This window comes from Streptomyces sp. NPDC020898, from assembly GCF_044333925.1.
GTDB lineage: Bacteria > Actinomycetota > Actinomycetes > Streptomycetales > Streptomycetaceae > Streptomyces.
On sequence record NZ_JBIRRV010000020.1, the window covers coordinates 25,054 to 47,875 of the forward strand.

General features: G+C 69.5%; 20 protein-coding genes. 14 read left to right on the forward strand and 6 right to left on the reverse strand.

Translation table 11 applies throughout. From position 1 onward, the window contains the following. Positions 1 to 104: 104 nt before the first annotated feature. The gene (locus ACH4TV_RS40245) at positions 105 to 1,523 is read right to left on the reverse strand and encodes a peptidoglycan recognition protein (RefSeq protein ID WP_398406417.1); all 1,419 of its coding nucleotides are present in this window, start codon (positions 1,521 to 1,523) and stop codon (positions 105 to 107) included. 110 nt (positions 1,524 to 1,633) lie between these two features. Here ACH4TV_RS40245 and ACH4TV_RS40250 point away from each other — a divergent pair, with 110 nt between their 5' ends. The 4 genes from ACH4TV_RS40250 to ACH4TV_RS40265 all read left to right on the forward strand — a co-directional run bounded on the left by ACH4TV_RS40250 (position 1,634) and on the right by ACH4TV_RS40265 (position 7,629). Beyond that, positions 1,634 to 2,392, forward strand: a complete 759-nt coding sequence (locus tag ACH4TV_RS40250; RefSeq protein ID WP_398406310.1) for a TIGR03089 family protein — start codon at positions 1,634 to 1,636, stop codon at positions 2,390 to 2,392. A 178-nt stretch (positions 2,393 to 2,570) separates the two neighbouring features. Beyond that, positions 2,571 to 3,800 (forward strand): LCP family protein, encoded by a 1,230-nt coding sequence (locus ACH4TV_RS40255; RefSeq protein WP_398406311.1) that lies wholly within the window; start codon positions 2,571 to 2,573, stop codon positions 3,798 to 3,800. Between the two features lie 223 nt (positions 3,801 to 4,023). Continuing rightward, on the forward strand, positions 4,024 to 5,775 hold the full coding sequence (locus ACH4TV_RS40260; protein ID WP_398406312.1) for an LCP family protein: 1,752 nt from the start codon (positions 4,024 to 4,026) through the stop codon (positions 5,773 to 5,775). 165 nt (positions 5,776 to 5,940) lie between these two features. Beyond that, positions 5,941 to 7,629 (forward strand): LCP family protein, encoded by a 1,689-nt coding sequence (locus ACH4TV_RS40265; protein ID WP_398406313.1) that lies wholly within the window; start codon positions 5,941 to 5,943, stop codon positions 7,627 to 7,629. A gap of 69 nt (positions 7,630 to 7,698) precedes the next feature. Here ACH4TV_RS40265 and ACH4TV_RS40270 read toward each other — a convergent pair whose 3' ends face one another. After that, positions 7,699 to 8,748 carry a glycosyltransferase family 2 protein gene (locus ACH4TV_RS40270; RefSeq protein ID WP_398406314.1) on the reverse strand — a complete coding sequence of 350 codons (1,050 nt, stop codon included), beginning with the start codon at positions 8,746 to 8,748 and terminating at the stop codon, positions 7,699 to 7,701. 150 nt (positions 8,749 to 8,898) lie between these two features. Here ACH4TV_RS40270 and ACH4TV_RS40275 point away from each other — a divergent pair, with 150 nt between their 5' ends. From ACH4TV_RS40275 to ACH4TV_RS40285, 3 genes are all read left to right on the forward strand, one after another. After that, positions 8,899 to 10,359 carry an LCP family protein gene (locus tag ACH4TV_RS40275; protein ID WP_398406315.1) on the forward strand — a complete coding sequence of 487 codons (1,461 nt, stop codon included), beginning with the start codon at positions 8,899 to 8,901 and terminating at the stop codon, positions 10,357 to 10,359. Between the two features lie 155 nt (positions 10,360 to 10,514). Further along, positions 10,515 to 11,819: an LCP family protein gene (locus tag ACH4TV_RS40280; RefSeq protein ID WP_398406316.1), complete on the forward strand. Its 1,305-nt coding sequence runs from the start codon at positions 10,515 to 10,517 to the stop codon at positions 11,817 to 11,819. A gap of 58 nt (positions 11,820 to 11,877) precedes the next feature. Then, entirely contained in the window at positions 11,878 to 12,075 is a 198-nt protein-coding gene (locus ACH4TV_RS40285; RefSeq protein WP_398406317.1) for a hypothetical protein, read from the forward strand. Between the two features lie 133 nt (positions 12,076 to 12,208). On the opposite strand, the gene ACH4TV_RS40290 is transcribed toward ACH4TV_RS40285, so the two are convergent. The 3 genes from ACH4TV_RS40290 to ACH4TV_RS40300 form a co-directional block, all read right to left on the reverse strand. Next, positions 12,209 to 13,249 carry a tyrosine-type recombinase/integrase gene (locus ACH4TV_RS40290; RefSeq protein WP_398406318.1) on the reverse strand — a complete coding sequence of 347 codons (1,041 nt, stop codon included), beginning with the start codon at positions 13,247 to 13,249 and terminating at the stop codon, positions 12,209 to 12,211. Continuing rightward, positions 13,215 to 13,793 carry a hypothetical protein gene (locus ACH4TV_RS40295; protein WP_398406319.1) on the reverse strand — a complete coding sequence of 193 codons (579 nt, stop codon included), beginning with the start codon at positions 13,791 to 13,793 and terminating at the stop codon, positions 13,215 to 13,217. Before ACH4TV_RS40295 ends, ACH4TV_RS40290 begins: the two co-directional genes overlap by 35 nt. 161 nt (positions 13,794 to 13,954) lie before the next feature. Continuing rightward, the gene (locus tag ACH4TV_RS40300) at positions 13,955 to 15,112 is read right to left on the reverse strand and encodes an acyl-CoA dehydrogenase family protein (protein WP_398406320.1); all 1,158 of its coding nucleotides are present in this window, start codon (positions 15,110 to 15,112) and stop codon (positions 13,955 to 13,957) included. 212 nt (positions 15,113 to 15,324) lie between these two features. On the opposite strand from ACH4TV_RS40300, the gene ACH4TV_RS40305 reads away from it, so the two are divergent. The 6 genes from ACH4TV_RS40305 to ACH4TV_RS40330 all read left to right on the forward strand — a co-directional run bounded on the left by ACH4TV_RS40305 (position 15,325) and on the right by ACH4TV_RS40330 (position 21,820). Continuing rightward, on the forward strand, positions 15,325 to 16,668 hold the full coding sequence (locus ACH4TV_RS40305) for a UDP-glucose dehydrogenase family protein (RefSeq protein ID WP_398406321.1): 1,344 nt from the start codon (positions 15,325 to 15,327) through the stop codon (positions 16,666 to 16,668). A gap of 489 nt (positions 16,669 to 17,157) precedes the next feature. Beyond that, a complete protein-coding gene (locus ACH4TV_RS40310) occupies positions 17,158 to 17,901 on the forward strand; it encodes a hypothetical protein (RefSeq protein ID WP_398406322.1) in 744 nt (247 codons plus the stop codon). Further along, a complete protein-coding gene (locus ACH4TV_RS40315; RefSeq protein WP_398406323.1) occupies positions 17,898 to 19,241 on the forward strand; it encodes a copper resistance CopC/CopD family protein in 1,344 nt (447 codons plus the stop codon). The genes ACH4TV_RS40310 and ACH4TV_RS40315 overlap by 4 nt, the downstream gene beginning before the upstream one ends. A gap of 27 nt (positions 19,242 to 19,268) precedes the next feature. Next, on the forward strand, positions 19,269 to 20,405 hold the full coding sequence (locus ACH4TV_RS40320) for a plastocyanin/azurin family copper-binding protein (protein ID WP_398406324.1): 1,137 nt from the start codon (positions 19,269 to 19,271) through the stop codon (positions 20,403 to 20,405). 123 nt (positions 20,406 to 20,528) lie between these two features. Next, on the forward strand, positions 20,529 to 21,038 hold the full coding sequence (locus ACH4TV_RS40325; protein ID WP_398406325.1) for a hypothetical protein: 510 nt from the start codon (positions 20,529 to 20,531) through the stop codon (positions 21,036 to 21,038). Next, positions 21,035 to 21,820, forward strand: coding sequence for a plastocyanin/azurin family copper-binding protein (locus ACH4TV_RS40330; RefSeq protein WP_398406326.1), 786 nt, complete (start codon positions 21,035 to 21,037; stop codon positions 21,818 to 21,820). Before ACH4TV_RS40325 ends, ACH4TV_RS40330 begins: the two co-directional genes overlap by 4 nt. A gap of 4 nt (positions 21,821 to 21,824) precedes the next feature. On the opposite strand, the gene ACH4TV_RS40335 is transcribed toward ACH4TV_RS40330, so the two are convergent. Next, positions 21,825 to 22,334 (reverse strand): CGNR zinc finger domain-containing protein, encoded by a 510-nt coding sequence (locus tag ACH4TV_RS40335; RefSeq protein WP_398406327.1) that lies wholly within the window; start codon positions 22,332 to 22,334, stop codon positions 21,825 to 21,827. A 114-nt stretch (positions 22,335 to 22,448) separates the two neighbouring features. Between ACH4TV_RS40335 and ACH4TV_RS40340 the strand changes: the two genes are divergently transcribed. After that, a complete protein-coding gene (locus ACH4TV_RS40340) occupies positions 22,449 to 22,808 on the forward strand; it encodes a VOC family protein (protein ID WP_398406328.1) in 360 nt (119 codons plus the stop codon). Positions 22,809 to 22,822: the final 14 nt, after the last annotated feature.

Sequence of the window (22,822 nt, forward strand, 5' to 3'; positions counted from 1 at the left end):
CGTCTCTGCTTCCTGCCGGGACCGACCGAAATGTCGTTCGGTCGGCCAGTGTATGCAGACCGTTTGTATGCAGAACCGCTCTCCGGTGTTACGGATGAAAGTCCTCATCGCCCCTGGTACTTGGCCGCCGTCTTGCGCGCCGAGCCGAGCTTGCCGTAGAGCAGTCGGCCCGGGCACTCGGTGGCGAATCCGTCCCGGTGTCCGGAGATCACGTTCAGTCGTACGTTCTTTCCCTTTGGGTAGAGATTGCCACCACCTGACTTCAGGTATGTCTTTCCGTTCGGATTCACCCCGAACAGTCCGAGCTTCCAGGCGGTGAGCCGGGCGATCGCCCCCACTGCCGCTTTGGACGGCTTGGAGCTGGCGAAAGTTCCGAGGACGGCGATCCCCATGCTGTCGGTGTTGAAACCGAGCGTGTGTGCGCCCATCACGGCCTTCGCCACACCGCCGGCGCGCCCCTCGTAGATGTTCCCGCACCGGTCGACGAGGAAGTTGTAGCCGATGTCCCGCCAGCCACTGCTCACCACGTGGTAGCGGTAGATACCGCGGATGACGGACGGAACCTGCGAACACCAGTACTTGTTGCCCGAGGCCGTGTGGTGCACGAAGGCCGCCTTCACCTTCTTCGTGTAGACGAAACCGCGCTCGCGCAGCGACTCGTTGGCACCCCAGCCGCGTCGCGTGACGATCCGCGGGCGCGGGCCGATGTACGGCTTCGCCCGTTGTGCCTGCTGAGCTGCCTGGGCCGCCTGGGTCTGCTGTCCCGGCTCGGCTGCTTGCTCCGCCTGTGCCGCCTGGGCTGCCTGCCGTTCCGTCTCCTGTTTGTTCAGGGCCGGGATTTCGGTGGCGTCCAGCGGGGCGAGGTCGGCGTTCACGGCGGCCGACTCCATGGACGCGGTGGAGTACTCGGGTTCCGCCCCCCTCGGGTTCCGTGGTCGCTGCACCTCGGGTGCCGCGCCCGGGTCCACCAGTTCGAGGCGCAGGCCCGCGGGGAGGGGAGAGCGGGCGCCCGGGGCGCGTTGCTCGCCGTCCGCCCGTACCCGTACCTCCACGCCGTCCGAGTCGCCCACCCACAGCGGTGCCGTGGAGCCGCGGACCCGGCCGGAGGTGCGTTCGGCCGCGTCGGGGTCGGCCGCGTGTTCGTGGTTGTGTGTCTCGACGTCCTGCCAGCCGGACCAGCGGGCGCCGCCCACTTCCCGGGTACGGACCTGGACCCGGCCGTACAGCTCGGTGTCCGGGTTGTCCCAGACGACACCGACGAGCGAGAAGTGCCGTACGTCCGGACGGAACAGGCCCTGTTCGGCGGCGGAGCCGGGGATGCGGTTGCCGGGGCGGGGGGTGAGCGGGAGCGACTGGGTGCTGCCGGGGACGGCGGGGGACACCGCTGCCGCTCTTGCCTCGGCGGGTCTCGCCGCGGCTGAAGCCGGGGTTGTGGGCAGGGTCAACGGAAGCGCCAGGGCTGTTGCACACGTGACGCCGATCGAGGAAGCAAGATATCCACGCATGCCCCTGATCCTGGACATAGTCATACATATCTGTCCATCGCGGAATTGACGGGCCGTCGGGCAGGTTGGCCCGAACCGGTGTCCCCGACCGTCGGCCCGCACCCACGGCCACGCGTACCCTTGCGCGGGTGATTGCCACCGACCGCACCCCTGCCGACCTGCTGCGTTCCGCGCTCGCCGCGGACCCCGCGCGCCCCCTGGTGACCTTCTACGACGATGCCACGGGCGAACGAGTCGAATTGTCCGTGGCCACCTTCGCCAATTGGGTGGCCAAGACCGCGAATCTCCTCCAGGGCGAGCTGTCCGCCGAACCGGGTGACCGGGTCGCGCTGCTGCTGCCCGCGCACTGGCAGACGGCGGTGTGGCTGCTGGCGTGTTCGTCGGTGGGCGTCGTCGCGGACATGGCGGGCGAGCCCGGTGCGGCCGACATCGTCGTCAGTGGGCCCGACACGCTCGACGCGGCGCGTGCGTGCTCCGGTGAGCGGGTCGCCCTCGCGCTGCGGCCGTTGGGCGGGCGGTTTCCGCAGGCGCCGGCCGGCTTCGCCGACTACGCGGTGGAGGTGCCGGGGCAGGGGGACCGTTTCGTGCCGTACGCGCCCGTCGACCCGGAGGCGCCGGCGCTGATCGTGGCCGGGCGGGAGTTCAGCGGGGCGGAGGTTGTGGAGCGGGCGGGGGCGGACGCGGTGGGGCTGGGGCTCATGGGGCCCGGGTCACGGTTGTTGTCGGGGCTGGGGTACGACACGTGGGAGGGCGTGAGTGCGGGGTTGTACTCGCCGCTCGCGACCGGGGGGTCTGTGGTGTTGTGCCGGCATCTGGAGCGGGTGTCTGAGGATGCGGTGGCCAAGCGGGTGGAGGATGAGCGGGTTTCGGCTACGCGCCGCGGGTAGATGCTTGATTTCCGGGTGCAGCCCGGTGGGGGCTTGTCGCGCAGTTCCCCGCGCCCCTAGGTATGCCGGTGCCGGCCTGCGTTCATTCGTTCAGCCCAATAACGGGCGCCCTCACCCCGTCGTCCGCGCCATGGTCGTAGGAGCACGTACGCGTACGCCATGAGGGGTGGGCCGAGCCGTGACCGACACCATAGGCGTCCTTGGGCCGGGCACCGGTGCCACCGGGCTCGTCGGTCGGCGGCGGCGTTGGCTGCGGTGGGCGGCTCTTGGGGGTGGTCTGCTCTCGCTGGTCACCGTCGGGATCGGTCTGGCGGTCTACGCCAAGCTCGACGGGAACATCACCCCGGATCACGATGCCGCCGCCGAGCTCGCCCGGTACGAGAAGGAGCGACCCACCTCGCTGGTGCGCGGGGCGCGGAACATTCTGCTGATCGGGTCCGACTCACGGGCCGGTGACGGCAACGGGAAGTACGGGCGGGACTCCGGGACCGAGCGGTCGGACACGACCATCCTGTTGCATCTCGCCGCCGACCGGCGCAGCGCCACCGGTGTCTCCCTGCCCCGCGATCTGATGGTGGACGTGCCGGGTTGCCGGCGGCCGGACGGGAGCCGCAGCGCACCTCTGTTCGCGATGTTCAACTACGCCTTCCAGCAGGGCGGTTCGGCCTGCACGATCCGTACCGTCGAGATGCTGACGGACATCCGGATCGACCATCACATGGTGGTCGACTTCCACGGTTTCAAGGACATGGTCGACGCCGTCGACGGGGTCGAGGTGTGTCTCGCGGAGCCGGTCGACGACCGGGAGGCCGGGCTGCGGCTGCCCGCCGGGAAAGTGACGCTCGACGGCGAGCAGGCGCTCGGATATGTGCGGGCGCGGAAGTCCCTCGGCAATGGGAGTGACACCGCGCGGATGGACCGGCAGCAGCGGTTTCTCGGGGCGCTGGTCAACAAGGTGCAGAGCAATGACGTCCTGCTGAACCCGGTCAAGCTCTATCCGGTGCTCGATGCCGCGACGTCCTCGCTCACCACCGACCCGGCTCTGGCCAGTCTGCGCGGTTTGTACGAGTTGGTGCGCGGTATGCGCGACATCCCTACCGAACGTGTGCAGTTCCTGACCGTTCCGCGGGAGTCGTACGCCCACAACGCCAATCGTGACCAGCTTGTTGAGCCGGACGCGGCACGATTGTTCGCGCGGCTGCGGGCGGATGCGCCGGTCGTCGTCTCGGAAGAAGTGCCTGTTCCGGAGGAAATCCCGGTTCAGGGTGATTCCGTCGCACAAAGTAGTGAAGTGCGCCACAACTATGGATACGAGTTCGACGGAAAGGCCGCCGCCGAGCACTCCGCGGCCCCCTCCCCCGTACCCACTTTTCGCGGGAACACGGCCGCGGAGGACGCCTGCGGGTAAAGCACTCGCCAAGTCGGCGAACCTTAGTTCCAAGAAATGGGTGGATTGCCCAGTTGTAGGGACGTGGAATTTGTCACCGTCGTCACTTGACGCCCAACTGGCCGGATAGTGTGAGCGATCCGGTGCGCTAGGACACCTGTCGTGCGCGAACCGGAGACCGAGACCCGAGCGCCTTTGGAGGGGGAAAGGCGCCGCGTGGCCCCGACGGAGGATTCAGACAACCGTGGACGCGCAAGGCCGTGGGCAGGCGGGCGACATCGACCCCGCAGACCAGTGGGTGCTCAACCCGAGCACTGGCGAATACGAACTGCGACTGACTCCCTCCGCACCGCAATCAGCGGTCCCGGGACCTCGTCGGGCAACACCCGCCAACGCGGGTGCGGCGCGCGGGCGTTCGGCGGCGCCGGAGCGGGAGCAGGAACGAGAGACGCACGGGGTGCCCGGGCAGGTGCCGCCGCCGAGAAGGCGACGCGGTGTGCCCGAGGAACCGCTGCCCGGGCGGCGCCGGTCGCGCGCCCCGCAGCAGAAGAAGAAGTCGAAGGCCAAGAAGGTGCTGCTCTGGACCGGCGGGACCATGGCCTTCGTCATGGTGGCCGCCACCGGGGCCGGCTACTGGTACCTCAAGCACCTTGAGGGCAACGTCCAGACGACCGACGTCGGCACGGCGGGCAAGTCCGGGTTCAGCAAGGACGAGGCCTTCAACATCCTGGTCATCGGTACGGACAAGCGCACCGGTGCGGGCAACGAGAGCTACGGCGACGCGGGCAGCGTCGGGCACGCGGACACGACGATCCTGCTGCATGTCTCCAAGGACCGGACGAACGCGACCGCGATGAGCATTCCGCGTGACCTGATCGTCGACGTCCCGGACTGTCCGACCAAGCTGGCGGACGGGACCGAGAAGATCATCCCCGGCACCCAGGGCGTCCGCTTCAACACCAGCCTCGGACAGGACGGGCGCGACCCGGGCTGCACCATGCGTACGGTCAAGGAGGTCACCGGCATCTCCGTGGACCACTTCATGATGGCCGACTTCAACGCGGTGAAGACGCTGACCACGGCGGTGGACGGGGTCGAGGTCTGTGTGCAGAACGCCGTCAACGACAAGGAGTCGAAGCTCAAGCTGCCCGCCGGCAAGTCGACGGTGGAGGGCGAACAGGCGCTCGCCTTCCTCCGTACGCGGCACAGCTTCGGCAACCAGGGCGACCTGGACCGCATCAAGGTGCAGCAGCAGTTCCTCGGCTCGCTGATGCGCAAGATGTCCTCCAGCGACACCCTGACCAACCCGGCCAAGCTGCTGAAGCTCGCCGAGGCGGCCACCAAGGCGCTGACCGTGGACACCGGTATCGGCAAGGTCTCCACGCTCAAGGACGTGGCGCTGGAGCTGAAGAAGGTGCCGACGAAGAACATCACCTTCATGACCGTCCCGGTGATCGACAATCCGGCGGAGAAGGTCCGGGCGACGGTCGTCGTCGGACCGACGGCTCCCGAGGTGTTCAACACGATCGCGAACGACGTGTCGTTCACGGCGGTCAAGCAGCAGAAGGCGAAGGAGGCGGCTGCCGTCGCCGCCCGCCTCAAGGGAACCCAGTCCGCCGCCTCCGACGTGCGGGTGCGGATCCTGAACGGCGGCGCTGTCGCCGGTTCCGCACAGGAGACTCTCAACTATCTGCAGAATGATGAGGGTGTGACCAAGTCCGAGAACGCGGGCAACGCTCCGGCGGAGCTCGCGAAGACGACGCTGGAGTACGCGTCCGACCAGGCGGACCAGGCCCGGAAGCTGGCCGCCATCATGGGGCTGTCCGGTTCGGCCATGAAGCCCGGCAAGAGCGTGACGAACGCCCAGGGACTGCCCACCATGACGCTGACCCTGGGCAAGGACTTCAAGGGAGCCGGCGTCTCGCTCACCGCGCCGGCGAAGGCACCGACCGTGGAAGGGCAGTCCACGGCGGACAAGGCGCAGTGCGCCAGCTGAGCACGCCGTCCGGCTGAGGGACGTCCTGACTGATGGGGCGTCCTGGCTGACGGGGCGTCTGCGCCAGATGTTTTTGGTGCGCCGATCGACCTGACAGGCCTGCCTTGCGTCCTGGGACGCGAGGCAGGCCTGTTCGGCGGCGCGAGGGGTGGGGAAGGCAGGGGAATGACACAGAGCAGCGTGCAAGGGGAGGGGACGCGACCAGGCGTCCGGCCTGCTCGCGTTCCGGCGCAGAGAAAAGGCTCGCACGGCTCGTACGAGGGGGAGGGCGGCGCCGGAGACGACGGGAACGGGGAGGGCGGCGCCGGCGGTAGTGGTGACGGTCCGGGGAACAGACGCCCGCGGCCCGGCAGGCGCAAGGTGCTGCGCTGGTCGGCGGCGACCCTCTCGGTGCTGATACTCGGCACGGCCGGCGCCGGATACCTCTACTACGAGCACCTGAACAGCAACATCCAGAAGGGCAAGCGCAGCAGCGGCGACTCCAAGGCGCAGAAGACCGAGCCGAACGCGGCCGGGCAGACTCCGCTGAACATCCTGCTGATCGGCTCGGACAGCCGTAACTCCGACGCGAACGTGGCGCTGGGCGGCAGCAGGGCCAACCGGGGCAACCCGCCGCTGGGCGACGTCCAGATGCTGATCCACCTCTCCGCCGACCGCAGGAGCGCGGCCGTGGTGAGCATCCCGCGCGACACCCGCGTCGACGTTCCCAAGTGCACGGACCCCGACACCGGTGAGACGTTCGCGGCGACCAACGACATCATCAACACCTCGCTGGCCCGGGGCGGGGCCGGCTGCACGCTGGCCACCTGGCAGAACCTCACCGGGGTCTACATCGACCACTGGATGACGATCGACTTCGCCGGTGTGGTGCAGATGGCCGACGCCATCGGCGGCGTCGAGGTCTGTGTGAACCAGAACGTGTGGGACCACCCGCTGCCCAATGCGTCCGGTGGCTCCGGGCTCAAGCTCAAGGCCGGCAAGCAGAAGGTCCAGGGCAAGACGGCGCTGCAGTGGCTGCGTACCCGGCACGCCTTCTACAGCGACCTGGGGCGTGCCAAGGCCCAGCACATGTACATGAACTCGATGATCCGCACCCTGAAGGCGCAGAACGTCTTCACGGACGCCGGGCGGCTGACGAGCCTCGCCGAGGCGGCCACCAAGTCGCTGACGGTGTCCGAGGAGCTCGGCTCGGTCAAGGAGCTGTACGACCTGGGCATGCAGCTCAAGTCGGTGCCGACCGACCGCATCACGATGACGACGATGCCGACCATTGTGGACCCCGAGGACGCGAACCATCTGGTGCCGGCCGACGCCGACGCCGAGACGATGTGGACGATGCTCCGCGACGACATCTCGTTCGACGACAAGGGCGGCGCCACGGCGTCGAAGGCCCCGGCCGCCTCGGCCTCGGCGACCGCTTCGACGGACCCGGCGGCCGATCCCGGCAGGATCGGTGTGCTCGTGCAGAACGGCACGCGGACGGCGACGCTCGCCGCGGCGGGCGGCCGGGCGAGCGAGATCGGCGAGATCCTCGTGGGCAAGGGCTTCACGAACGCGGCGGCGGACAGGTCGGGTTCACTGTCCGTGGACAAGACGGTCGTCCGCTACCCGAGTGCGGACCTGGCGGGCGACGCCCAGCTCGTCGCCAAGTCCCTGGGGATTCCCACGAGTTCGGTGAAGAAGTCGACGGACGTCTCCGGTGTGACGGTGATCGTGGGCGCCGACTGGCGCGAGGGCGCGGCCTATCCGAAGCAGACCGCGCCGAAGGCCGGCCAACTGCCCGACACCGCCGACGCGGTGGTCGGTTCGGACACCGACGCGTGCATGGATGTGTACTCGCCCTACCAGTGGTAGAGGAGACGAACACATGAGTCGGGGCCTGCCGTTGGTGACGGACAGGCCCCGACTCGTTGTGGTTCGGGCTCAGTTGGCGTTCGCGCCATCTCGTACGGCGGGTCGGCGGGCCGCGATCACCTTGCGGGCAAGCGACTTGGGGCTCGTCAGGAACCCCCAGCCCCAGCACATGTGCATGGTGGCGAGGGCGACGGGGATCTGGAGCCGCGCCTTCAGCGAGAGTCCCTTGCCCGCCGGGACCGAGCCCGCCGCTATCGCCGCGAGGTAGCCGCCGGGGATCAGAAGGGCCCACGGGGTCAGTACGGCGCCCAGCAGCACGCCCGCCGCTATGGCGACCACGGCGGTGGGCGGGGCGAGGTAGCGCAGGTTGATGGAACCCTCGTGGTAGCGGGCCACGACATGGCGCCAACGCCCGTAGTCCTTGTACTGCTTGGCCAGCGCGCGCACGGAGGGCCTCGGCCGGTACGACACCCGCAGCTCGGGCGAGAACCAGATGAGGCCGCCCGCCTCGCGGATCCGGAAGTTCAGCTCCCAGTCCTGGGCGCGGACGAACTCCACGTTGTAGCCGCCCTGTTGCTCGAGAGCGGCCCGTCGGAAGACCCCGAGATACACGGTCTCGGCGGGCCCGGCAACGCCTCCCGTGTGGAAGGCGGCGTTGCCGACGCCGATCTTCGAGGTCATCGCGGCGGCGACCGCGTGCTCCCAGGCGTTCTCGCCCTCGGCGTGCATGATCCCGCCGACGTTCTGCGCGCCGGTCTCGTCGAGGAGACGTACGGCGGTCGTGATGTAGTCCGGCGAGAGCATGCCGTGGCCGTCGACGCGTACGACGACGGGGTGGCGGGACGCCTTGATCGCGGCGTTCAGCGCGGCGGGCGTACGGCCGGTCGGGTTGGCGACGGTCTGGACGCGCTTGTTCGTGTCGGCCGTTTCGCGGACCAGCTCGGCGGCGATCTCGTCCGTGCGGTCCGTCGACGGACCGAGGGCGATCACGACCTCCATCTCGCCGGCGTACTCCTGGGCGAGGATCGCTTGGACGGCTCCGCGCAGATGCCGTTCCTCGTTGAGGACGGGCATGATCACGGACACGGCGGGCAGCTGCACGTCGGGCTTGGCGTTCATAGGGGGCTCACGTTACCGCGAACGGGGGACCCCTACGCGCGCCGCCCGCCCCCTGAGCCGGGCCGCAGATCGTATGGGCCTACGGTGCTCACGGTTCCCACGTTCGGCCCCACTCCCCCCGGCCAGCAGCCTTCGCGGAGGTGTCCCCCCATGCCCGCATCACCCGCCTCCCCACGCCCACCGCAGCGCCGGCCACGGCCGTCGTCCGGACGTCCGCGTCCCCCCGTACGGCGGAAGAAGCCCCGCTGGGCCATGCGGGCGGTGACGACGCTGTCCGTCGTGGTGCTCGCCGCGGCCGGGATCGGGCACGCGGTGGTCACCAGCCTCGACGCGGACATCGCCCGCGTGGACCCCTTCAAGGACATGAAGAACCGTCCGCAGGCGGGCCACGGCATGAACGTGCTGCTGGTCGGCACCGACGCCAGGGAGAAGATCAGCGAGGCCGAGCGGCGCAAGTACCGGCTCGGCGGCGCCCCCTGCCACTGCACCGACACGATGATGATCGTGCACATCTCGGAGGACCGGCAGCGGGCGAGCGTCGTCAGCCTGCCCCGCGACTCGTACGCCGAGACGCCCCCGCACACCGACCGCACCACCGGACGCCGGCACGGCGGCCACGTCATCAAGCTGAACGCGGCGTACGCGGAGGGCGGCCCGAACCTCACCGTGCGGACGGTGGAGCACATGACGCGCGTGAAGATCGACCACTACCTGGAGATCGACTTCACCAGCTTCATGAAGACGGTGGATGTGCTCGGGGGCGTGGAGATCTGCACGACACGGCCGCTGAAGGACTCGTACACAGGGCTGGACCTGAGTGCCGGTACGCATGAGCTGGGCGGTGGGGAGGCGCTGCAGTACGTCCGTTCCCGGCACGCCGACGGCTCCTCCGACCTGGGCCGGATGCAGCGCCAGCAGCGCTTCATGGCGGCGCTGATCGCACAGTCCACGTCGTCCGGGGTGCTGCTGAACCCGATGAAGTTCCGGGACATCACGCGGGCGGTGCTCGGGTCGGTGCGCGCGGACAAGGAGTTCGGCACGGGTGAGCTGCTCGACCTCGGGCGGGCCATGCGGAACTTCTCCCCGTCGTCGTCGGAGTTCACGACCGTGCCGATCGGGCGGATGGGGTACGCCGTGAAGGGCATCGGTTCCACGTTGAAGTGGGACGACGCGAAGGCGGGCCGGCTGTTCCGCGCCCTGCGCGAGGACGAGCCGCTGTCGGTGCGCCGCGCCGCGAAGAGCAAGGGCGGGGGGCCGGTACGGGTGGAGGTGGCCCCGCAGCAGATCCGCGTCCAGGTCGAGAACGGGACGCTCACGGCAGGGCTCGGACGGAAGGTGGACCGGGCGCTGGCCGCGACCGGGTTCCGGACGACCCGGGTGCCGGTGAACGCGCCGGACCGGGAGACGCTGCGCACGGTGATCGCGTACGACCCCCGGTGGGACCGTTCGGCGAGGTCGCTGGCGGCGGCGTTGCCGGGGAGCTCGCTCCGGGTGGTGCGCGGACAGGGGGCCGTGCTGAAAGTCACGGTCGGGGCGGATTACCGGGAGGTGCGGAAGGTTCGGGTCGGGGAGTTCGGGGTGACCACGGGAGATCAGGCGGGGTGCAAGTGAGGGAGGCGGGGCGGCGCGGCGATTTTCCCAGGCCTCGGCCACGGGCCGAAAACTCCCGTACAAGTGGGCGATTTGTGTCAGCTTCGCAACAGCACTGCTCCTAATTTCCTTCGACCCTTGTATCGGGTACTGCCTGGCACTGCACACTGGTCCGCATGAACGATTGGCCCGACGCGTGGTCCGACGACAACCGAAACAACCGGTACGGACGCGGCAGCGCGAACGCACAGCCCGAGGGTGCGCGCGTGATGCGGCAGGTCCAGCGCGGCCAGGGTGGCCAAGGCGGCCAGAACCCCGCCGCCCCGCCGTACGGGGGCGGGGTCCCGCAACAGCAGCAGTACGCCGGTAGCCAGGGCTACGGCCAGGACCCGTACGGGAATCCGGGCGGGAACGACGGCTACAACACCGGCCAGGTCTACGGCGGCGGTGGCCCGGGCGGGCCCGGTGCCATGGGGGGCGGGCGTGGCGCCCGGCCCGCGCCGAACTGGCGCAAGCGCATCAAGTGGACCGCGATCACGGTGGTCACGCTGCTGGTCGTGGTGTCCGTCGGTACGTATTTCTGGGCCGACTCCAAGCTGAACCGCCAGGTCGACCTGTCCAAGGTCATCGACCGGCCGGACGCGGGCGAGGGCACGAACTACCTGATCGTCGGTTCCGACAGCCGCGCGGGCCTGTCCGACGAGGAGAAGAAGAAGCTGCGCACCGGGTCCGCCGAGGGCAAGCGCACGGACTCGATGATGATCCTGCACACCGGCGACAACGGCCCGACCCTGGTCTCCCTGCCCCGTGACTCGGACGTGGAGATCCCGACCTTCGTGGGCTCCGAGTCCGGCAAGACGTTCAAGGGCACGGGCCGGCACGTGAAGCTGAACGCGGCGTACGCGGAGGACGGGCCCGAACTGCTCGTCCGTACCGTCGAGTTCAACACCGGTCTGCGCATCGACCACTACGTGGAGATCGGCTTCGCCGGCTTCGCGAACATCGTGGACGCGGTCGGCGGCGTGGAGCTCACCATCCCCAAGGGCGGGATGAAGGACACGAAGTCCGGCGCGAACTTCACGGCGGGCAAGCAGACCCTCAACGGCGAGCAGGCGCTGGCCTTCGTCCGTACCCGGTACGCCCTCGCGGGCAGCGACCTCGACCGTACGAAGAACCAGCAGAAGTTCCTCGCGGCGCTGGCGAGCCAGACGGCGACGCCGAGCACGATCCTGAACCCGTTCAAGCTGTATCCGACGATGAGCTCGGGCCTCGACACCCTGATCGTCGACAAGGACATGGGCCTGTTCGACCTGGCCGACATGTTCTGGGCGATGAAGGGCGTCACGGGCGGCGACGGCACGTCCATGAACATGCCGATCTCGGGCTCGACCGGCGGCAACCTCGTCTGGGACAAGGCGAAGGTGAAGACGCTGGTCGACGAGCTGAAGAGCGACTCCAAGGTCACGGTCACGGGCAACTGAGCCCGGCGTGACGATTGCCGACGACCGCCATCGACTATCGACTGGAGCAGGAGCGTCCGTGTCCGGGGAAGCCATCAGTAAGCGCACCACGGCGGCCGTCCTCACCGTCGTCGCCGTGCTGCTGCTGGTCGGCGCCGTGGTGGTGTTCGTGGTCGGCGGAACGCCGCACAGAGGGGCCGCTGCCCTTCTGTCCGGGGGCGGCTTCGCCCTTCTCTGCTTCTCCCGGGCGGCGCAGGTACTGAACCGAAGTAACTGAAGTACGGGACACCGTCTGCCGGTGGAACCTGTTCGCCCCTGCCCGTCAGGCAGGGGCGAACAGGTGTGTAACAACCCGTATGGGCACGGGTCACCGGTTTACCGGTGACGGGCAGGGTCGTGGTGAGCGACTGTCACGCCACGCCGAACAGCCCTGTCGTCGGACCCGCCCCCTCCGTTGGGCGCGCAAGCCCGAGGGTGCCGTCCATGGCCAGTCGGGCGCGGTCCGGAGCATCCGGCATGAGATCTCCGTAGTACCGCTCCGTGAAAGTGACGGATGAGTGGCCGAGCCACGCGGAGACCTCGGTCACCGGCACGCCCTGGGACAGCAGAGACGCAGCGTAGAAATGCCGGAAACTGTGCGGTTTGAAGTAGTCGACGTCGGCTGCGGCCAAGGCGGGCTTCCAGATCCTGGAGTACCAGTACTGCTGGTACAACAAGCCGGTGCCTGTGACGTTGCTGAACAACAGCTCTTCCGGACCCCAGGTTTCGTACTGCCTGAGGTGCCTGCGTACGGCCATGGACACCACCTCGGGAAGCGGGACGTCTCGCCCCTTGTCCCCTTCCTCGCGCCATTTGACGTGACGAAGCTGCATCCTGCCGTACTTCCCTGATCCGGTGTCGCCGTCACAGGCGACCTGCCGGTCGACGACAATTGTCCTGTCCTTGAAGTGGATCCGGTCACGCCCGATCCCCATGGCCTCACCGAGCCGCAGGCCGCACCCTGCCATGAGCCAGAGCATTCCGCGATACCGGTCAGGCGCCGCACCGATGACAGCGTGGACCACTTCTGGGCTGGGAATGTGCACCTCGGCCCGCTGATCCCGATGCTCCCTCGCACGACTGAACGGGAGGCCCACTCCCTTGCAGGGATTGGTCGCAGCCAGACCCTCATCCATCGCCCACGCGAAAACGGACATGAGGATGTTGAAGCGGAACCTCGTCGTGGACGGTTTGTACGCCCGCGTGTGCATCATCCATGTCACCCACTCCTCGATGTCCGCCGGAACGAGCGTCCCCATGGCTCTCGTCCCGAAGAACGGGGCAATGCTTCGGCTCAGCATCGTCCTGTACTGCTTGACACTGCTGTTCTCCAAGCCACGTGTCGTCGCCCATCGCTCGAAGACCACGACAAGCAGCTCATTTCCGGTCCGGCCGGTCTCGGTTCGGCTCATGTTCTTCCCCCTCCAGACATCGCCTGGCCTTACTGGTCAGACGGTCAGCGGGCTTACCTGGCGACCCGTCGAGAAACCCCATTGCGCGCGCCCGGCGAATACGGCCGCTGATGGTGTTCCGGCTCATCCCCCACGCTGTCGCCAGCCGCGTGATCGGGCTCCGGTATCCCTGCTCCACCAAACGGATGTACTCACGGGACATCAGGGCGTAGTCGTGATCGGTCTCGACCCTGTCGAGTACGGCGCCAGCTTGCGAACCGTCGATCGAACCGCCCAGTCGCGCGCGTAGCTCTTTCGTCGTCCTGCGGATCTCCGCCATGGAGATGGACCGCATGAGTTCCGCTGTGATGCCGTCCGTTCCGACCGCGGCGTCGAGATCAGCCGGCGGATCGATACGAAGGCTGGAAGGGCCGTCCCACGGTGCACCCAGGATGCTCACCACGGTCAGCCTCCAGCCATGCAACTCGGCCTCATGGACGAGTTTCTCTCCGTCCACGCGCCATCCCTCGGGCAGTTCGACGTCGTCTCCACGTTCACTGGTCACCCCTCGAACGTAGCGCGACACACAGCAGCCGCCACGTGCCGGGTGGCCCCCGGACACACCATGAAGCGTACGACATGAAACACGACTCCATCCAGGTTTCATGTCTTTCACCCTCGCAAAAAGAAGGCGCCTGGAAGGGCGCCTTCTTTGTGCACGTCCCCTTACGGCAGGTTGCGGGCCATGACCACCCTCTGGATCTGATTCGTCCCCTCGTACAGCTGCGTGATCTTCGCGTCGCGCATCATGCGCTCCACTGGATAGTCACGCGTGTATCCGTAACCGCCGAGCAGCTGGACCGCGTCCGTGGTGACCTCCATCGCCACGTCCGAGGCGAAGCACTTGGCGGCAGCCCCGAAGAAGGTCAGGTCGCCGTCGCCGCGCTCCGACTTCGCCGCCGCCGAGTAGGTCAACTGACGAGCCGCCTCCAGCTTCATGGCCATGTCGGCGAGCATGAACTGGATGCCCTGGAAGTCGGCGATCGGCTTGCCGAACTGCTTGCGCTCCTTGACGTACCCCTTGGCGTAGTCGAGGGCGCCCTGCGCGATGCCCAGGGCCTGCGCGGCGATGGTGATGCGGGTGTGGTCGAGGGTCTTCATCGCGGTGGCGAAGCCGGTGCCCTCGTCGCCGATCATGCGGTCGGCGGGGATGCGGACGTTGTCGAGGTAGACCTCGCGGGTCGGGGAGCCCTTGATGCCGAGCTTCCTCTCCGGGGCGCCGAAGGAGACACCCTCGTCCGACTTCTCGACGACGAAGGCCGAGATGCCCTTGCTGCGCTTCGTCGGGTCGGTCACGGCCATCACCGTGTAGTACTCGGACTCGCCCGCGTTGGTGATCCAGCGCTTCACGCCGTTGAGGACCCAGAAGTCGCCGTCGCGGACCGCCTTCGTCTTCATGCCGGCCGCGTCCGAGCCCGCGTCGGGCTCGGAGAGGCAGTACGAGAACATGCCGTCGCCCTTGGCGAGCGGTGTCATGTACTTCTTCTTCAGCTCCTCCGAGCCGGACAGGATCACCGGGAGGGAGCCGAGCTTGTTGACGGCCGGGATGAGGGAGGAGCTGGCACAGACCCGCGCCACCTCCTCGATCACGATCACCGTGGCGAGGGCGTCCGCGCCCGTGCCGCCGTACGACTCGGGTACGTGGATGGCGTGCAGGTCGCCGGCGACGAGCGCGTCGTGGGCCTCCTGGGGGAAGCGGGCTTCCTCGTCCACGATCGCGGCGTACGGCAAGATCTTCGCCTCGGCCAGGGAGCGGATCGCGTCTCGGAGCATGTCGTGCTCCTCGGACGGGCGGTACAGGTCGAAATCAGCCGATCCGGCCAAGGTCTCTCACGCTCCAAAGACGCTGTGTGACGCAGGCTAACTACCGTTAAGTAACCCAAATTTTAAGGGCACACCCACGTGACTGATACGTGAGCTTGGCGACAGGGCGAGAACGCAGGGGGAGAACACTGGGGAATCTGCCCGGTGCAGGGCCCCGAAACGCCCCGACTATGCTCGCCATCGCACGTACGGCCCCCACCTCAGGAGCACCCATGGCTCTCAAGATCACCGTGATCGGCACCGGATATCTCGGCGCCACACACGCCGCCGCCATGGCAGAACTGGGTTTCGAGGTGCTGGGGCTCGATGTCGTCGCGGAGAAGATCGACCTGCTGCGGCGCGGACAGGTCCCCATGTACGAGCCCGGGCTCGAAGAGCTGCTGCGCAAGCATGTCGCGGGGATCGAGGGCTCCACCGGCCGGCTGCGCTTCACCATGGACTGGGCCGAGGTCGCCGCCTTCGGCGACATCCACTTCGTCTGCGTGAACACCCCGCAGAAGCACGGCGAGTACGCCTGTGACATGTCGTACGTCGACTCCGCGATCGAGTCCCTCGCCCCGCATCTCACCGCCCCCGCTCTCGTCGTCGGCAAGTCGACCGTGCCCGTCGGCTCGGCGGACCGGCTCGCCCGCAGGATCGCCGAACTGGCGCCCGCCGGCGAGGACGCGGAGCTGGCCTGGAACCCGGAGTTCCTGCGCGAGGGCTTCGCCGTCCAGGACACGCTGCACCCGGACCGGGTCGTGGTCGGCGTACGGAGCGAGCGGGCCGAGAAGCTGCTGCGCGAGGTGTACGCCACGCCGGTCGGGCAGGGGACGCCGTTCGTCGTCACCGACTTCCCGACGGCCGAGCTGGTGAAGACGTCCGCGAACTCCTTCCTGGCCACCAAGATCTCGTTCATCAACGCGATGGCGGAGGTCTGCGAGGCCGCCGACGGGGATGTGGCGAAGCTGGCGGAGGCCATCGGGTACGACGACCGGATCGGCAAGAAGTTCCTGCGCGCCGGGATCGGGTTCGGCGGCGGCTGCCTCCCGAAGGACATCCGGGCGTTCATGGCGCGCGCCGGTGAGCTGGGCGCGGACCAGGCGCTGACCTTCCTGCGCGAGATCGACTCGATCAACATGCGCCAGCGCGGCCAGATGGTGGAACTGGCCCGGCAGGCGCTGGGCGGCGGCCCGTTCCTCGGGAAGCGGGTCGCGGTGCTCGGCGCCACCTTCAAGCCCGACTCGGACGACGTCCGGGACTCGCCCGCACTGAACGTCGCCGGCCAGATCCACCTCCAGGGCGGCCAGGTGACGGTGTACGACCCGAAGGGCATGGCCAACGCCCGTCGGCTCTTCCCGACGCTCGCGTACGCGGACACGGCCGTGGAGGCGGTTCGGGGCGCCGACGCCGTCCTCCACCTGACCGAGTGGCGCGAGTTCCGCGAGCTGGACCCGGCGGCGCTGGGCGAGGCGGTGTCGCACCGGCTCATCCTGGACGGGCGCAACGCCCTCGACCCGGAACTGTGGCGGAAGGCCGGCTGGACTTATCGGGCCATGGGGCGCCCTACTGCCTGACGGGCGGTAAGTGAAGTTTCTGTGCGTGAAATGAGTACGTGAAATGAGTGCGTGAAATTCGGGACTCCGCCGGAATTCCCAACGGTTGGTAAATTACAGGGCGGGCGCATCCCGGAGGGGGTGCGGGCGGGAAATCCGTGACCGTCTTCCGGGCCCCGCCGCCCGGGCCCCGCCGAGCGCGATCCCCCTTGCAGGACAAGGCCTGACGGCCTCAGATGCTGGCATATGCCATCTCCTCGAAATCCCCAGAACCGGTTCGAATTCAATTCGAGTATTGTGTGGGAATCGCTGTGCCGCCTACGCGAACTCTTCACGGTCGCATTGCGCGTATTGACAGCGTTCTCGACCCATCTCACAGCGGGGGTACCCCCGAAAGAGAGGTGGGCAACAGGCCGTTAACTGGCGCGTAGCCACGCGGAATCCGTACCGCCCTCCAATGGTCCGCATTCACCTGACCGGAATGACCGGACCATGCCAGGGAGCGTGACCATGCCCTTGTTCCGCAGGGCCGAGTGGCCGAGGGATCACCGTGACGAGTTCGTCGCGGGGGCTCTCGTCGGGGCGGTGGTCATCGTGCTCGGCTACGCGTCGGGCATCGGTGTCTCCTCCGCCCCCGGCACCGCCGAGGCCGCCACTCCCCCGTTGTCGCCGCCCGCGGCCACGGCACCGCAGGACACCGCCCCGGGCGACTCGGGCGCCCAGGCACCGGGCAGCGGCACGGGGATGGACATGGGCGGCGGCTGGACGGGCCAAGTGCCGGTGGGCACCGGGGAGTTCCCGGTGTACGGCGGCCCGGGCACCGACACCGGGAACGGCGGCGCCGATCACCCGGGCCACACCGGACACGGCGCCTCCCCCACCCCGGCACCCACCCTTCCCCCCACCACCTCCCCCTCCCCCTCTCCGTCCCCCTCCGACCCCGACGGCACCGAGCCGCCGACCGGCGACGCCACCTGCGCCGACGGCGAGGTACGGCTCGTGGCCCCGCTCCTCACCGGCATCACCCAGCCCGTGTTCGGCCTTCTCAACGGCACCGACGACAGCGGGACGGACGGCAACGTCACGGACGGCAGCAGTACGGCCGACGAGGCGCCCGACCCGGCGGCCTCCCCCTGCGTCGGGCTCGCCCCCCTCTCCTCCCTGCTCGGCGGCGCCCTCTCCCCGTCCTCCTCTGCGTCCTCCTCCGGGTCCCCCTCGCCCTCCGCCTCCCCGTTGCCGGAGGCCACCCCGTGACCCGCCGTCGCGCTCTCCGCTCCCTCTTCCCACTCCTCCTCGGCGCCCTTCTCTACGGTCTGGTCGGCGCGACCCCCGCCGCCGCCCACACCGAACTCGTCCGCTCGGTGCCGAAGGACGGCGCCCACCTCGCCAAGGCCCCCGACGACCTCACCCTCACCTTCGACGAACCCGTCGACCTCGCCGACGTCCGCGCCATGACGCCCGAGGGCGACCGGCTCCCCGTGACGCGCGCACCGCACGGCCCGGCCGACACGGTGCGGATAGCCACCGGTCAGCCGAAGAGCGGCAAGCTCTCCGTCGTCTGGTCCGTCGTCGACATGGAGGACGGCCACGCCTCCTCCGGCCGGCTCGACTTCCCCGTCGGCACGGCGGCAGCGAGTACGACGGCCGCCCAGAACCGCGGCGACGAGGCCGCCGCCCCTTCCCCCTCACCCCCGGTGCGGAGGGGCCTCGTCGCCGCTCGCTGGGTCGGCTATCTGTCGCTGGCCCTGTTCGTCGGCGGGCTCGCCTTCGTCGCGCTGCTGTGGCCGCGCGGCGCGGAGGCACCCCGGGCGCGGGCGGTGCTCACGCTGGCCTGGGTGGGCGGGCTGCTGTCGACGGTCGCGGGCATCGGACTCCAGGGCGCGTACGTCTCGTTCGGCGGCCTGCGGGACGCGCTGCGCCCGGCCTCGTACGCCGACGTGCTCGTCACCGAGCCCGGGGCCGCGCTCGCGGCGCGCGGGCTGCTGTGGGTGCTCGCGGCTGTGGTGCTGAGCGCCCTGTTGCAGGGCGGAGCCCGTACCTCGCGCTCGCCCGGCTGGCGCGTGGGCGCCCTCGCCGTGGCCCTCGGGCTGCTGCGGACGACCGGTATGCGCGGGCACAACTCCGAGGGCAGCGAGCCGACTTGGGGCGCGGTCGCCGACCTCGTCCATCTACTCGGGGCTGCCCTGTGGATCGGCGGGCTGGTCATGCTGACGGTGGCCGTGCTGCCGCGCCGCGAGCCCCTCGAACTGGCGGCCGTGGTGCCCGGTTACTCGCGGCTCGCCGCCACGTCGGTCGCCGCGATCGCCGTCGCCGGGCTGGTGCTCGCCTGGCAGGTCGTGGGGTCGTACGACGCGCTGCTGCACACCTCGTACGGGCAGCTGCTGCTGGTCAAGACCGCCGTCCTCGGGGGTGTCCTGCTGGCCGCCCAGTGCAGCCGCCAGTGGGTGCGCACCCGCCTCGATCTCGCCGTGCTGCTGCGCGGCGACGCCGCCACCGTGCGGCCCTTCGGTTACTCGGTCGCGGCCGAGACGGGGCTCGTCCTCGTCGTACTCGCCGTGACGAGTCTGCTGGTCACTGCCGATCCCGGCCAGTGAACTCCCCCTCAAAATATAGGAGTTGCTTTGAAACGCACCGACGAAACCGGTGAGGCCGGCGAGCGCACCCCGCGCCGCGGGTCGCCTGCCGGGAACCGGTCCCTGCTGGTCGCGGGGCTCGGCGCGGCCCTCGCCGCCGTGCTCAGTCTGGGGCTGCTCCAGGCGGCCTCGGGCAGCACCACGGCCCCCACCTCGGACTCGGCGGCGGGCGCGGCTCAGGCGCCCGCAGCCGCGGCGGCCGAGGTACAGCAGGCCGCCGCCGCGGCGCCCGACCACCAGGTCGACATCATGAACAACAAGTTCGGCACCGGTGCCCAACTGGTCGTCGAGGTCGGCGAGACAGTGCGCTGGACCAACCACGACAGCGTGCCGCACACGGTCACCACCACCAAGGGCCCGAAGAAGTTCGACTCGGGCACGCTGGCACAGGGTGACTCCTGGTCGTACACCTTCACCACGGCGGGGACGTACGAGTACTACTGCGCGGTCCACCCGGACATGGTCGCGTCGGTGAAGGTCGTCGCGGCCGACGGCGGTTCGACGGGCGGCACGACAGGCGGGTCCACCGGAGGCTCGACGGGCGGTTCCACCGGAGGGTCCACGGGTGGCTCCACCGGTGGGACCACCGGAGGCACGACGGGCGGTTCGACCGGCGGCACCACCGGCGGGTCGACCGGCGGTACGACCGGCGGCTCGGGCTCGGGCGGCAGCAGCACCGGTGGCACCACCACGGGTGGCAGCACCTCGGGCGGCTCGACCGGTGGCAGCGCCGGCGGTTCCACCAGTGGCGGTGACGGCGGCGGCGACGAGCAGTGCGCGAGCGTCCAGGACGTGCTGCTGCCGATCCTCCAGCACATCAACGCCGCGCACCTGGAGCGGTCCCCGGGCCAGCAGGTGCAGGACGCGCTCGCGCTGGACTCGTACATCAAGCTGCACACGGTGTGGGTCGAGACGATCCTGACGCCCGCCCTCGAAGGCGGCGGCACGGTCCTCGACGACACGCTCAGTGTGCTGCTGGCCCACATCAACTCGGCGCATCTGGAGGAGTCGCTCGGGCAGCAGATCACCGATCTGCTCGACGTCGACAGCTACGTGAAGATGCACACGGTCTGGGCCGAGCACCTGCTCGCACCCACCGAGGACTTCATCACCGGCAGCTGCTGACAGCCACGCCACACCCCTGAGGGAGGACGCCGGTCCGGCCGAGGCTCAGTCGGCCGGACCGGTGCCCGCCCCATTCTCCACACCCCCGCCACACTTCGGGAACCGCTTTCCAAGGAGTCCGGGATGACAACCGTCACCCTGCCCACCACCGTCACCACGCTGCCGCGCCCCGGCCGGTACGCCGTGGCCCCCGACCGCTCGCTCGTCGAACTCACCACCTGGTACGGCCCGTTGCCCACCCGGCGCCGCCGCCTCACCCTCACCGACGCCTCCCTGACCGTCCCCGACGTCCTGGACGACCCCGGCGCCCCCGAAACCCCCACCCTCCGCTTCGAGTTCGAGGGCCTCGACCCCCAAACCGACGCCACCCCCACGGTCCTCACCTCCGACACCGTCGAACTCCTCGACGGCGGACGCCGGTTGCAGCTGACCGGCGACCTGAACCTGCGCGGCGTCCGCTTCCCCGCCCTGCTGCGCCTGCGCATCGTCGAGCACACGGACGACCGCCTGCTGGTCGTGGGCACCGCCCGGCTGCCGTACCGGCTGCTGCGCCGCGCGACCGGGTTCCGGCCGGGCCGGCTGCCGCGCCCGGCGACCCGGCTGCGGCTGCTGGTCGCCGCGGAGTTCGCATGAGGACGGCGGGCAGGCTCGTACACCCCGTACGAAGGGCGGCCCTCCTCCCCGTACTCGCTCTCGTCGCACTCCTGCTGGCCGTGCCCGGGCAGGCGTCGGCGGCCACCTACCGGGTCACCATGCAGGGGTACGCCTTCGCCCCCGCGACCCTGACCGTCCCCGCCGGCTCCACGGTGACCTGGACCAACCAGGACACGGCCCCGCACGACGTGAAGACCACCTCGGGCCCGGTCCAGATCCACTCCCCCATGCTGAACAAGGGCCAGAGCTGGAGCTTCACCTTCACGACGGCGGGTTCGTACGCCTACTACTGCACCGTGCACCCGAACATGACGGCCGGAATCGCGGTACAGGCGGCGGCACCCGCGCCGTCGGCGGCCCCGACGCACAGCCACGCCCAGACCCACACGGAGGCCACCTCGGGATCGGGATCCGGCTCAGGCTCGGAGCATCACGGGACCGGTACCAGCCAGTCGACCACATCGGGTACATCGAGTACATCGGGTGGCAGGACACCGTCGCGTACGGCCTCAGCGGCCGCACCCGGCCGCACCTCGCCGACGCCCACCACGCCGGCCGCCTCTCCGCCCTCCCCGTCCCCCGTGTCCCCGTCGGTCGCCGCGGCGGCTCCGGCTCCGCAGATGCAGTCCGCCGGCACCGGATCGGCCCGGCCACTGGACCCGCTGCTCCTCCTGACGGGGATCGTCGCCGGGATCGCCGTACTGTGCCTGCTGCTGGTGGGTTCACGGGCAGCCGCTCCGCGCGGGAGGGACGAGGCCTAGCGAGCTACTTCGCGCGATACCGCCGCATCTTCACGCGCGCCCCGCACACCGACATGGAGCACCAGCGCCGTCGGCCTGCGGGGCTGCGGTCGTAGTACGCCCAGTGGCACTCCGGCAGTTCACAGGCCTTCAGCCGCAGCCACGTACCGGCGGTGAGCGCCTCCGCGACGGCCGCCGCCACCCGCGAGAGCAGCGGCCCCTCGTCGACGGCGGCCAGGCGGGCCGAGCCGTCCCGTTCGTCGACGGTCACCAGCAGCGGTGCCCGTGCCAGCAGTCGGCCCAGCGGCGGGACGGCGCGGTGCGGTGGATGCCCGGCGTGTGCGAGGCAGACGGCCCGCAGGGACTCCCGCAGCTCCTTCGCGTCCGCCAGCTCCCGCTCACCGGCCGCCTCGATGCCGAACAGGGCACGCCCCTCGGCGGTGTCCAGCGCGTCGCTGCCCGATTCCAGGTCCAGGGTGTTCACCAGGGCCTCCACCAGGGCCAGTGCCCCGGGCGCGGACGCGTTCTCGCTCATACGGGCGACGTTACCTTCTGGCGGCGCCATGCGGTAACGGCTACCTTGGACGGCAGCCGTTACCGCATGACTGTCATCAACAGGTAACGGAGAAGGCAACCAACGGAGGAAGCCATGCCCATCGCCAAGCTCGGCGCCGTCGTCCTGGACTGCCCCGACCCTCGCGCCCTCGCCGGTTTCTACGCCGAACTGCTGGGCGGCACGATCGTGGACGAGGACGACTGGTTCGACCTGCGCCTCCCGGACGGGCCGACCCTGGCCTTCCAGGCCGCCCCCGGCCACGTACCGCCGAAGTGGCCGGCGCCCGACGCCTCGCAGCAGTTCCATCTGGACGTGACCGTGCCCGACCTGGACGCGGCGGAGCGGGAGGTGCTCGCACTGGGCGCGAAGCCGCTGGACACGGAGGACCGGGCCCGCTCCTTCAGGGTTTACGCGGACCCTGCGGGGCACCCGTTCTGCCTGTGCACCAGCTGAACCGACGTAACGGG